This window comes from Aureispira sp. CCB-E (assembly GCF_031326345.1).
GTDB lineage: Bacteria > Bacteroidota > Bacteroidia > Chitinophagales > Saprospiraceae > Aureispira.
The window spans coordinates 3,444,021-3,456,890 of sequence record NZ_CP133671.1; the positions used below are offsets into that span (position 1 = coordinate 3,444,021).

7 protein-coding genes are annotated in these 12,870 nt (G+C 36.3%); 3 read left to right on the forward strand and 4 right to left on the reverse strand.

Annotated elements, in window-relative coordinates; all coding sequences use genetic code 11:
• The first annotated feature begins 23 nt into the window (after positions 1-23).
• A complete protein-coding gene (locus tag QP953_RS13335) occupies positions 24-5,129 on the forward strand; it encodes a DUF4132 domain-containing protein (RefSeq protein WP_309555401.1) in 5,106 nt (1,701 codons plus the stop codon).
• A gap of 277 nt (positions 5,130-5,406) precedes the next feature.
• A complete protein-coding gene (locus QP953_RS13340; protein ID WP_052598315.1) occupies positions 5,407-5,877 on the forward strand; it encodes a TspO/MBR family protein in 471 nt (156 codons plus the stop codon).
• 38 nt (positions 5,878-5,915) lie between these two features.
• On the opposite strand, the gene QP953_RS13345 is transcribed toward QP953_RS13340, so the two are convergent.
• Both QP953_RS13345 and QP953_RS13350 read right to left on the reverse strand, forming a co-directional pair.
• Positions 5,916-6,434 carry a GNAT family N-acetyltransferase gene (locus QP953_RS13345; protein WP_309555402.1) on the reverse strand — a complete coding sequence of 173 codons (519 nt, stop codon included), beginning with the start codon at positions 6,432-6,434 and terminating at the stop codon, positions 5,916-5,918.
• A 29-nt stretch (positions 6,435-6,463) separates the two neighbouring features.
• On the reverse strand, positions 6,464-8,248 hold the full coding sequence (locus QP953_RS13350; RefSeq protein ID WP_052598354.1) for an ABC transporter ATP-binding protein: 1,785 nt from the start codon (positions 8,246-8,248) through the stop codon (positions 6,464-6,466).
• A 439-nt stretch (positions 8,249-8,687) separates the two neighbouring features.
• On the opposite strand from QP953_RS13350, the gene QP953_RS13355 reads away from it, so the two are divergent.
• On the forward strand, positions 8,688-11,240 hold the full coding sequence (locus QP953_RS13355; protein WP_309555403.1) for a DNA translocase FtsK: 2,553 nt from the start codon (positions 8,688-8,690) through the stop codon (positions 11,238-11,240).
• A 10-nt stretch (positions 11,241-11,250) separates the two neighbouring features.
• Here the strand turns inward: QP953_RS13355 and QP953_RS13360 are convergent, their stop codons facing one another.
• Positions 11,251-12,219 carry a hypothetical protein gene (locus tag QP953_RS13360; protein WP_309555404.1) on the reverse strand — a complete coding sequence of 323 codons (969 nt, stop codon included), beginning with the start codon at positions 12,217-12,219 and terminating at the stop codon, positions 11,251-11,253.
• Positions 12,220-12,257: 38 nt separating this feature from the next.
• Positions 12,258-12,869, reverse strand: a complete 612-nt coding sequence (locus QP953_RS13365) for a macro domain-containing protein (protein WP_309555406.1) — start codon at positions 12,867-12,869, stop codon at positions 12,258-12,260.
• Position 12,870: the final 1 nt, after the last annotated feature.

The following is a 12,870-nucleotide window of genomic DNA, read 5'->3' on the forward strand; positions in this document are numbered from 1 at the left end:
GTAGCTAAACACCCAATTTAACAATGGAAAACCAAGTAGATTTACAAACAAACTATATCAACGAAAAGTGCAAAAATGCTTGCAAACAATTAAGTAAGCATTACTCTTCGGAAAAAGGTTTATTATTAAAATTGAAACGAGCCTTAGGTTCCTCTGAAACCAAAGTAGTTGAAGTAGCAAGTTTGTTGGGGAATTCAACCGTCAAGTTGTCTAAAAACGCTTTAGAAATGGCTTTAATATTGGTGAACGGTTTTCCTGAATTAAGATCAAACCAACGCAATAGTTACTATTGGATTTATCAAGAAACAGTTGATTTATTTTCAAAGCGCTATGCTAAATTTAATGAGTTATATAAGAATGAGGATTTGTGGTGTGCCGAATATGAAGCGGTATTAGAATATTTTTATGGCAAAGAACGTGTAAAGTACATTCAACAAGCATGGCATAAAATCCCTGAATTAGCTTACCAAAGTGGGTATTATAGACGATCTTTTCGTGCGCCTCATTTAACTTACACAACAAGAGTCAATCAACTGAACTTCTTAATACAACTCAACATAGAGTTGTCGTACAATTTGGACATGGAAACGTACATCATCAACGACCATGCTTTGTACACTTATGGAAGCAATTGGAAGGCACATGTATGGGCTGCTGCGATTGATGCAGGAGATGAAGCTATATTTCAGTTATTATTGGATATTGTCTATCAACGACATCCAAAAGGAAAAGTAAGTCGGCAAATTATCAAGGCTTTATTATTATCTACCAAAGAAGAAGCTTGGAAGGCTGTTAAAGATTTGTTGCTGAGTGCACAACGCCAAGAAGGATTGAGACAAACGATATTAGAATGTTTGGATGAAACTTCTTTAGGAGCCATGAAGTACTTAATAGAGGTAATCTTAGAGCATAATTTAACAAGATTTTCGTCGGTTGTAAGAGCAGTAGATACGTGGGCTGGATTAGGTTGGGAAGGAGCCAAGCAAAGTACTGTAAAGCGTTTTTTGGAAGCAGGAAGCAACTATTTGAACAATCCAGAGTTGATTCCCAATGCTATCAAAGACAAAGATAATACAGAGGTGTATATGGCTTTGTGGGCGCAAGGCGTGTTAGACGTTGAGCAGTGTTACCCTTTTATTCAATATTTGTGGGAAAAAGGAACGATAGAAAAACGCTGCTTGGCTTTGTATTTTGCAAACCAAACTCAAGTTGGTAAACTAGAATTGGAATTTGCAGAGGAGGCACTGAAGGAAGAAAATCTGAAGTTGTTGTATTGGGGATTAAGGGCGTTTAATTCCTATACCTTTAATGATCAATATTTGGTTTCTAATGCTCGTGGTTTACAAATTTTTAGAAATATAGAAGGGCAGTTGGAACGAATTCCCAAAAAGGGGAAAAGTCTTTCTAACATGGTATTTTCTTGGTTAAGTGTTGAGATTCATCCTTCGATGGCATATAAAGCAATGCTAAAATTGATTGATGCGACCAAAGAAGAGGATGTACGGTTAATTTTACCCCATTTTTCTAAAATGTCTGTGGCTGATCGAGAGCAGGTGACTCAGATTATATTGCCTACGTATTATCCTTATTATAACAATGATAATAAAAAGAATAAGGGAGTGTTAACACCATTTCAGCGAGAGTTTGCATTTACTATTCTAACCGATAGGGGGCAATTAATTCGAGACACAGGAATGAATGCTTTGAAAAATGCAGAGCTAAACGATGAAGAGGTACAGCAATTCGAATTGTTGTTAAAACGAAAAAGTGCGGCAACCCGAAAAAGTGTGATTCAGTTAATTCTAAAAAAAGACAAGCCGCAAATCATTGCTAGTACAGAGCGTTTGGTAGCCTCGAAGTCAATTGATCAACGTTTGGCTGGATTGGATATTTTGAACCAAGTATACACAGACGAAACCTTAAAAGATTGGACGGTTACTACGGCTCAAAAATACCAAGAACGCCCCACATTAACAGAAGCAGAATCAATTTTGCTGCAAAATATTGTCAATACACAAGAAACAAGACAGGAGTACACTTGGGAAAATGGTCTTGGTTTATACGACCCATTAGTGAAAACAGCTGCTGTTCAACCAAAAAAGCCAAGTGAAGGAGAGTATGTGGAACGTACTAAGAAAAATCCATTAGGATTGAGTATGCCTGCAAAAAAGATAGAAAATGCGTTGAAAGAACTACACGATCTAGTTCAAAAATACCAAGACTACGAGTACGAGGTACAGCATTGGGGAGGACAGCGAGAGGTAATCGTACTGGGGAATCAGTTTAGACAGATTTCAAACGATTTGGGAGAAGAGGCAACAAGAGAAGAACATATTCAGAATTATCCGCTATCCGAAGTTTGGTTAAAATGGTATGAAGATGCTAAGTTGACCCCTTGTGATTTATTTTTATTAAATCAAAATAAGAACGTACAAATCATTCAAACTAAGTCAAAAGTACAGAAACAGTTTGAGTGTTATACCTATTACCCCAATATCCCTAAAATAGGAACTTATTATTGGCAAAATCCAATTTATAAGATATTGGAGTTATTGGTTTACGCCTTTCCCTACCAAGAGAAAATGGCTTTTTTGAAAGGTCTGATAGCTCAATTAATGGCTGTGGTGCCTAAAGGTGAAATTGATAAGGCAGTAATAGAAAAGAATCGTTGGCAAACGAATGTAAGAACTTGGAGAGATTTAGTTGCATTTTCAGTTCCTTATAATGCTTATAAAAATAATAGTATAGCATTTTCGGACGAAGCGTTTAAATCTTATTGGAAGATGGAACATTGGTGCAAATCAACATTGCCCAAAGAAGCTGAGGAGGCTGATTATCTATTACCTCAATTGATTGATGTAGCTAGAGCTTACGAATTGAATTTGATTACTATAGATGAGCTATATCATAGAGTATTGAAACCTGATGCTATTCGATTGTTGACACAAAGAAACAAGCATCCACAAGCATTTAACTACTTAGAACGTTTTCCTTTTTTAGCCGATGTTTTGAAAAAATGCCGAGATCGAATTTTGGAAATTGAGTTGGCTAGGGGAGATAGCTCTACGCTCGTTACTCCGTTGGCACAAAGTTTATCAGAAATTTACGGCATTCATAATTTTGTTCAAATTTTTAAAGCATTGGGAAAAGAGAGTTTGAACAGGGGGTATGTTTGGAGTGGCTCGGATTATAGTAAAAAGCAAATATTGAGTGAACTTCTGAAAAGTTGTAAACCGCTCAAAACAGAAACTCAACAGGACTTTAATGAGTTGGTGAAAGAGGCAAAATTATCAGATAAACGTTTGATAGAGGCGGCGGTTTATGCCCAACAATGGATTCCTTTTGTTAGTACTTACTTGAAGTGGAAAGGATTGGACTCGGCTATTTGGTGGTTGCACGCGCATACAAATGCTTATCATACGGCTGAAACAGAAACAGAGATTGCAAAATATTCCAAAGTTCAAGTAACTGATTTTAAGGATGGGGCAGTAGACACTGAGTGGTTCAAAGCAGCGTATAAAAATATGGGGAAAGCCAAATGGAAAGTCCTGTACGATGCGGCAAAATATATTTCTGATGGGAGAGGGCATAAACGAGCGCAATTGTATGCCGATGTAATTTTAGGCAACACAAAGATTAAAGAAGTAACACAACGTGTCAAGGAGAAGCGAAACCAAGACTATTTGCGGGTGTATGGTTTGGTTCCATTGAGTAGAGCGAATCGAGAAAAAGATTTGCTTAAACGGTATCAGTACTTGCAGCAATTTAAGAAAGAGAGCAAGCAGTTTGGTTCGCAACGTCAAGCAAGTGAAGGTTTAGCAGTACGGATTGCAATGGATAATTTAGCTAGAACGGCAGGATATAGCGATCCTATTCGATTGACTTGGGCAATGGAGGCTGCCGAGGCACATCAAATTATGGAGAAAGCTAAAAGGTTAACTTTTGGTGCTGTTGAAATTTATTTAACGATTGATGAGTTGGGTAAATCGTCTATTGTTTGTGAAAAACAAGGCAAAAAATTAAATGCTATACCTGCCAAACTACGAAAAGAGAAAGCAGTTGTGGAATTAAAAGCGTTTAATAAAACACTTCGAAACCAATATACCCGTACCCGTAAAAGCCTAGAAGAAGCTATGGTCAATGGGGATGCGTTTACAACCTCAGAAATACAAAATTTGCTACAACATCCTGTGGTAGAACCGATGCTAAAAAAACTAGTGCTCAAAAGCAACAACCAACTAGGTTTTGCTACAACAGAAGGGCTTAAAAGTGTCCATAATAAGAAGTATGAATGGGGAGAAACCGTATGGATTGCTCATTGTTCAGATCTTTATCAAGATGGAGATTGGTCTGCGTACCAGCGTTATTGTTTTGATGAAAAAATAAAGCAACCTTTTAAGCAGATATTTAGAGAGCTTTATTTGGCAACGCCCGATGAATTGAAAGAGAGAACTATTTCTCGTCGATATGCAGGGCATCAAGTTCAACCTAAAAAAACAGTTGCTCTTTTAAAAACTAGAGGGTGGACGGTTGATTATGAAGAAGGCTTGCAAAAAGTTTATCACAAGGAGGGGATTATTGCCAAAATGTATGCAATGGCAGACTGGTTCTCGCCTGCGGATGTTGAAAGCCCTACTTTAGAAACAGTGGAGTTTTTTAATCGAAAAACATACAAGCCTGTTGCCTTTGAAGATTTAGAACCTAGATTGTTTAGCGAAGTGATGCGGGATATTGATTTAGTGGTCAGTGTGGCACATGTTGGAGGGGTAGACCCAGAGGCAAGCCATTCAACAATTGAAATGAGAGCCGTCTTGGTAGAGGAAACAGCTCGACTGTTCAAATTGAAGAATGTTAGCACTCAAAAACACCATGTTTACATAGATGGTACTATGGGACGCTATACGGTGCATTTAGGAAGTGCTGTGTGTCATAAGATACCAGGACGCTATCTTTCTATTTTACCTGTTCATTCTCAGCATCGTGGTCGCTTATTTTTGCCTTTTGTAGACGACGATCCTCGTTCTGCTGAGTTAATGTCAAAGGTTTTGTTATTGGCTAAAGATGATAAAATACAAGATCCAACAGTATTAAGCCAAATTTATGATAAAGTAGAAAATACATCTTTGTAGAGATAGAGGCTAAAGCAAAAAAAAAACGGTGGTATAGATTTATTTGTTTGGCATGAAATAGGTGAATTTATACCATCTTTTTGATTGGAGTTGAGCTTGAAAAGGAGCTTTCTATAGTAAAGCAAACGTATTTATTTTGTCGTGTTCTTTGGTACATAAAATGTATAAGGAGAACAAGAATTGAGGCATGACAAAAGCCAGTCACTAGCTTTACTACATGGTTTTAATGAACTATTGTAGATCAATATTGTTAATAAAAATAAAAATGCTTTGAGTTATGAGTTCTACAGTTCTTAAAAACCTAGTTATTTTTTTAGTGATTAACTTTGGAGCCTTGGCACTAGGGGGCTTGGCAACCAATGCAGCTGTTAATGGAGAATGGTACCAAAGTGTTAACAAAGCACCATGGACACCACCAGGATGGGTGTTTGGAGCTGCTTGGACAACAATAATGATTTGTTTTTCCATTTTTATGGCTTATGCATGGGAAGAAGTAATGGACAAAACAAAATTAGCTATCCTATTTGGTATTCAATGGATTTTGAACGTAGGGTGGAACCCCCTCTTTTTTGTTTATCACTATGTTTTGTTGGGTTTAATCGTCATTAGTTTATTGACAATATTAGTAGGGTATTTTTTATTTGGATACCGATCTACTATGAAAGCCAAAGCCTTTTTGATGTTGCCTTATTTTGTGTGGTTATTAATAGCTACCTCTTTAAATGCTTATATATTGCTGTACAACTAATTCAATGCAAATTCAAAATGCTATACTTTAGTATCTTTTTATAATTCTAACTCATAAAGCATTAACTCTTCGGCATCGCCATCTAGTTGAATTATTTTAGAAAATTTTAGCCCCAATTTTTCTAGTAGACCTTGAGAGGCTTTATTGGTCTTTATAGTAATGCCACTAACTTTGGAAAGTTTAAACTCTTCTTTGGCTAATGTCATCAATTTATTAGCAGCCTCAAACGCATAACCTTTTCCCTCAAATTCGGGCAACATCGCAAAGCCAATGTCAACCCCTTCAATACCTTCGCGATTGTACAAGCCAGAAGAACCCATTTTGGCACCATCTGATTTTCTAATTAAAGTATAATTAGAAAAGCCCAATTTCTCTAATTGGGGAAGCATTCTATTGGTAATATAATCTTCTGCTTCTTTTAGTGAGTGTACATTTCGATCTCCAATGTTTTGAATCCACTTGGGGCTATTCAAGAGTTCTAATACAAAGGCAGCATCATCAGCAGATGTAGGACTTAAAAAAAGTCGCTCGGTTTCATATACTTTAGGTGTTGGCATGATTGATTTTTTATTTGCTAAATATTACATTACTCAACTTCTTCTAAACGCTGGTTTTCATACATTTCATAATAATACCCGTTGTTTTGCATCAATTCTTCATGAGTTCCCATTTCTGTAATTTTACCATCATCCAAAACTATTATTTGATCAAATTGCAATGCAGCATACAAGCGGTGGGTAATGATAATGGTTGTTTTATCTGCACAAGCAGTATTTAAATAGTCCGTAATTTGAGCTTCTGTCTTGGTGTCAACAGCAGACAAACAATCATCTAATAAAACGATGTCTGGTTCTTTGATCAAAGCACGAGCAATAGAAATGCGTTGTTTTTGTCCTCCCGAAAGTGTGACACCACGCTCACCAACAACAGTATCAAACTGTTCTGGCAAATTCATGATATCGTCATAAACAGCAGCGTGTTTGGCGTATTCTCGAATGGTTGATTCGTCAACGTCTGTTTTTCCAAAAGCGATATTGTTATAAATAGAATCAGAAAATAAGAAGACATCTTGAGGAACATAAGCGATTGCTGCCCTTAGATGAGCTAAATTATGCTTCTGGATGGGTTGGTTGTCAATTAAAATTTGTCCATTATCGGTGTCGTACATTCTCAGTAGTAAATCTGCAATGGTTGTTTTCCCTGATCCTGTGCGACCAATAATCGCCATTTTTTCCCCTTTTTTCAGTTTAAAAGAAATGTTTTTCAGGGCAGTAATACCTGTATCTGGATATACAAAGGTCACCTTATCAAACTCAATCTCTCCTTTTATAGGCGTAACTGGAGCGGTGTGGTCAATATCAATATCGGGCTCTGTTTTTAGAAAATCATTGATTCGTTTTTGAGATGCAGCGGCTCTTTGTATGATCGAGGCTACCCACCCAATCGAAGTAACAGGCCAAGCTAGCATATTAATATAAATGACAAATTCGGCAATGTTTCCAGTAGAAATTTCACCACTCATCACCAACAGTCCACCTACATAAATTGTAATAATGGTGCTAATTCCAATTAAAAAGAGCATTAGAGGATGAAAGAAGGCATTTACTTTAGCCAATTCTAGTGATTTTGTTTTGAAATCTTCGGTTTCTGTCTTAAAGAAGTTTCCCATTGCTTTTTCTTGTCCATAAGATTTGACAACACGTATTCCTGAGTAGACTTCCTGTGATAAGCTGTTTAAAACAGATAATTGTGCTTGTATTCGAGCACTTTTTTTATTGATAATACTAGTGACGTAGTATATGGATAGCGAAAGAATAGGAAGAGGAATTAAAGAATATAATGTCAACGTAGGACTAACCTGTATCATGGAATAAATCACCATGGTAAACAAAATCACTAAATTGATGCTATACATAACCGCTGGTCCCAAATACATACGTACATGGTTGACATCTTCGGTGATTCTTGCCATCAAGTCGCCTGTATTGTTGCGTTTGTAGAAGGCAAGGGTTAACTTCTCATAGTGTGCATATATTTCATTGCGCAAATCATATTCGATTAACCTTGACATCACAATCAACGTTTGGCGCATAAAAAACATAAAAAAGCCCATTAGAAAGGCAAAACTAATGACCAAAATCATAAAGAAAAATAGGATACTTCCTATTCGTTCAAATAATTGGTCTTTGACAGAAAAACCGTCGTACAAGCCATAGAGCGTTACGTTTTCAATTACTAAGTCCAGCGAATAACGGATGATTTGTGGCTGCCAGACACGAAAATAATTAGAGATTGCAATAAATACAATTCCTAATAAAAAACGCCATTTGTATTGCGCAAAATATTTATTTAAATAGGCTAATTCTTTCATGCTGCAAATATAAGAATACTCTATGGAATTACGAATTATAAAATCAGTTCGGCGATTGCGAATGTTGATTATAACAAAAAAGAATTTTAATTGTTCTAAAAGCTTTTGATTCGTCAACTAAAAATAGATTCAAGAAGCATTTCAACACAAATTTGCGTACACAAGAACTCTGACATCAGCAAAAACATGACATTTTTGCCTTGAAATCCTTTAAACATCAATATTATTACTTATTTTTGTTGGCTGTAAAAATAGTAGTTGGCTAAATTTTACTTTTTGAATAAAAAGAACATGTTGTAGGTATGAAAATACAACATCATCTTTGTGATAGAAGTATGTAAACTCATTTCACTTAACGTGTTTCGCAGATTCGTAATTTTGTTATAGCCCATCCCAAGGTAATTGGACTACTAATTTCAATCATTGATTTTATAAAAGAATGGCTAAAAAGAAGAAAAAACAAGTTTCTATAAAGGGAGGAGTACAAGACGATCGTTTTCCAAAGTTAGTAGGACTGTTTTGCTTATTTTTTACTTTATACCTTTTTATTGCATTTTCCTCTTACCTGTTTACTTGGAAGGAAGATATGGACAAAGCCAACTGGTCTGTTCTATTGTCTCCACATGATATGGAGAATTGGCTAGGACGATTGGGGGCAGTGTTGTCGCACCAGTTTATCTATTATGGGTTTGGCTTTTCTTCTTTCATATTGGTATTTCTGTTATTTACAACAGGAATGAGTTTAATTGTTGAAACACCCCTCAAAAAACTAATACCTGTTTATAAGCGTTCTATATTGACCATGCTTTGGACGAGTTTTTTGTTTGCATTTGTTTTTCAAGGCTACGAATTTCCTTGGGGAGGTGCCATAACAAGGTTTTTGGTAGGAGTGTTAGATGGTTTAGTAGGAGCAATTGGAACAATCGCAATTTTAATATTTGCTTTTCTAGGATTTGTTGTTTGGAATAAAAATCCAAACTTTAAAGATGGTTTAACGGTAGAGGAGATTAAAAGTGCTTTTTCTGTTAGCAATCTACTAGCAACACTCAAAAGTCTTTTCCGTTTGACTCCAGAGGCGCAACCAGAACCAGAAGCACCAGAAATGAAAACTGTTACCGTGCTGAAACCGAAAACGAATACTTTAAAAACTTCGGTTGCTACCAATACAACTGAGACGGGAACGGTAGTCGAAGATGCAAATAATACGACAGAAACAAGTCCTAATACAGCAGAGCTAGAAGTTCCAAAAGTTATCAAGCAATCAACCAAAGATGAGTTGGAAAATAAAGTCAAAAAATTGACTCAAAATCAATTGTCTTTAGATTTGGAAAAGGCAGCTAAGGAAAAACTTAAGGAGGAGAATGATGGGGAATTAGAAATGGAAATTTCAAAAGAAGGTGATACGATTGATATTGGTATTGCTGAGGAAAATAAAGACCATTTTGAACCTTATGATCCGACACTGGATTTGCCTAGGTATGAAAACCCTGTTATCGACTTGTTAGAAAGTTATGACGACCAAAAACCAGTTATAGATCGAGCAGAACTAGAGTCGAACAAGGATCAAATTATAGAGACATTGCTAAATTACAAGATCGAAATTGTAAAAATAAAAGCAACAATAGGTCCTACAGTGACACTTTATGAGATTATTCCAGCTCCAGGAGTTCGCATTTCTAAAATTAAAAGTTTAGAAGATGATATTGCTTTGAGTTTGGCTGCACTAGGAATTCGTATCATTGCACCAATTCCAGGTAAAGGTACGATTGGTATAGAAGTTCCTAACAGGAACAAACAAGTTGTTTCTCTGAAAGAAGTATTGGCTTCTAAGAAGTATAGAGAAGCTAAAATGGATTTGCCAATTGCTCTAGGTAAAACAATTTCTGATGAGGTGTTTATTGCAGATTTAGCCAAAATGCCGCATTTATTGATAGCAGGGGCAACAGGGCAAGGTAAGTCGGTTGGTATTAATACCATTATTATGAGCTTGCTGTATAAGAAGCACCCTTCGCAATTGAAGTTGATTTTGATTGATCCTAAGAAGGTAGAATTATCTTTATACAATCGAATTTCTGCTCATTATTTAGGATACTTACCAGATGAAGAAGAGGCAATTGTAACGGATGTAACCAAAGTTGTCCAAACTTTATATTCTTTAACGGTCGAGATGGACGAGCGTTACAATCTATTAAAAAAGGCTTCGGTTCGTAACCTCACAGAGTACAATCAAAAATTTGTTGCGCGCAAACTCAATCCTGAAAAAGGGCATCGCTTTATGCCTTATATTGTCTTAATTATTGATGAGTTTGCAGATTTGATTATGACGGCAGGAAAAGAAGTTGAGCTACCAATTGGTCGCTTGGCGCAGTTGGCTCGTGCTGTTGGTATACATTTAATTATTGCGACGCAACGTCCATCGGTGAATATTATTACAGGTATTATCAAAGCAAACTTCCCAGCACGTCTTGCTTTTAAAGTAACATCTAAAATTGATTCTAGAACAATTTTAGATGGTGGAGGTGCTGACCAGTTGATTGGACGCGGAGATATGTTGCTTTCTTCTGGAGGGAATTTAATTCGTATTCAATGTGCTTTTGTAGATACGCCAGAGGTGGAACGTGTCATTAATCATATTGCCAGTCAACCTGGCTATCCACAGCCATTCTTACTGCCTGCCTATGGAGAAGAAGGTGGAAGTGGAAATGATAGTGAGCAAAAATTAAATCAAGTCTTGCACGAACTTGATGAGCATTTTGATGATGCCGCTCGTTTGGTAGTAATGAATCAACAGGGATCTACTTCTATGATTCAACGCCGTCTTAAATTAGGCTATAACCGAGCTGGACGTATTATGGATCAATTGGAAAACACAGGCATTGTAGGACCCAATGAAGGCTCCAAAGCTCGACAAGTATATATCAACGATGAAATAGAGTTAGAGCAATTCTTAAAAGCGTTACACGAGCGCAAACGCAAGATTTCATTCCGATAACTCTTGAACACTACTTGGCTGAGAAATCACTAAAAAGAATGCTTTGAGAATCTGCTTCTTGAATGAAGGCTTGGGCATATTGTATTCCAAATTGGGAGGTGTTCATTAATTGGAATACTGTCTTATCAATTAATGGATGGCTATAGGGAGCAAGTAAAAAGCATTTAACTTTTTTGGTGTTGAGAATTGGCTGAATGTACTGATTGTTTTGAGCAAATTGTATGTTTTTATTCAAAACATCGAGTAGTATATGAGCATAGAAAAACATTTCAGAAAGTACACCTACTTTCCGATTTTGGGCTTTTTTTAGTTCAAATAGGCAGCAATTATCATCTTGATCTATACCCCAAATATCAATAGCACTCTTACGACCTGAAAAAACTCTAGTAGAATTGCTGATATTAGCTTCAAAAATGCCAACAGGAAGCTGATAATCAATTTTTTTTAAGTTGAAATGCTGTTTAAAGGCATTAGAAGTCTGTGGATCAAACAAAATAAGGGCTTCCAATTCGCTTTCGGTATATGCTTCTAGCTCTTTTTTGACAACAGTTTTGGTAGCGCGTTTGGTAGAAGGTGTATTCATAAGAAGGTTCTTGCTTGTTTTGAATGTTGAAGTAGCAAGATCCAATTGATTGGAAGGGGGAATGGTTACCCAAGGAAAAGCTTTAGAAATTTTATCCATTCTATATAAAAAACGTTGATAATGGTATACTGCATTTTCTTTGGTAGAAATATAATCTGGTGGAAGAGACTCCCATTTAATAATTACTTTTTCAATTTTAGGAATCCATCTTTTTAAAAGAAAAATCCAACTCTCAATGGCAGCGCCATCTGTTTGCATATTTTCAAGCGTTCTTTTGGTAGGAATATCTATTATCAGAGTGGTCTTTTCTAAGAAAATATTAAGGCTTTTAGGTAGTTGTACCGCTGCTTGTTTAGCATTGTGTCGGAGGAGTTGTAATAGTTCGTATTGATTCATAATGTTGGGGATAAAATGAGTGTTAAAGAGAAGCGATTTTACTTGCTGCCAGTAATTTCTTGATCTCGATGGATTAAGTTTTTCCAAACGAGATTTCTTGTTGGTTTAAGAAAGTTTTTATAAGCTAAAGCCATTTGTCTAGCGGCTTCCTTTAGAGGAACATTACCTGTTGCTGTTCCAAGTCCAGGGCAAAGAACCGTTTTTATTTTGTAATGATTGGATTTATTGTGATTCGCTACTGCTCTGAGCATTGCAAACATAGCATTGTAAACATTATCTGTTTGGGTAATGTTTTTGGGGACTCTCATTGTCGGTGTGTGCGCAAGAAAGGGATGATTTTCATCAGCTGTTTCAACAATAACAGAGCTTCCTACTGGTTGTTCTCCATAGAACTCTTTTAGGATAACTTTATGGACAGCATATTGGAGTTGCATACCAAAATAGTTCCGAATAGCTAAATCAATACCACCATCCATAAGACCAAAAGAATTGGCAGGACTAACTATACAATCATAGTGACTGATTTCTTGAAAATAGCCATTGTGTACTCTCACATTATCAAATGCTGAAAACTCTGATTTCCAATTTATACAGAGCTTTTCTTGTAAATCAACTAAGATTAAATCAAATTTTTTAGGCGAATAATTCATA

Excerpts from the sequence above, each read along its gene's own strand:
- QP953_RS13335 (WP_309555401.1), top strand. The coding sequence starts at position 24 with ATGGAAAACCAAGTAGATTTACAAACAAACTATATCAACGAAAAGTGC.
- QP953_RS13340 (WP_052598315.1), top strand. The coding sequence starts at position 5,407 with ATGAGTTCTACAGTTCTTAAAAACCTAGTTATTTTTTTAGTGATTAAC.
- QP953_RS13345 (WP_309555402.1), bottom strand. The coding sequence starts at position 6,434 with ATGCCAACACCTAAAGTATATGAAACCGAGCGACTTTTTTTAAGTCCT.
- QP953_RS13350 (WP_052598354.1), bottom strand. The coding sequence starts at position 8,248 with ATGAAAGAATTAGCCTATTTAAATAAATATTTTGCGCAATACAAATGG.
- QP953_RS13355 (WP_309555403.1), top strand. The coding sequence starts at position 8,688 with ATGGCTAAAAAGAAGAAAAAACAAGTTTCTATAAAGGGAGGAGTACAA.
- QP953_RS13360 (WP_309555404.1), bottom strand. The coding sequence starts at position 12,219 with ATGAATCAATACGAACTATTACAACTCCTCCGACACAATGCTAAACAA.
- QP953_RS13365 (WP_309555406.1), bottom strand. The coding sequence starts at position 12,869 with ATGAATTATTCGCCTAAAAAATTTGATTTAATCTTAGTTGATTTACAA.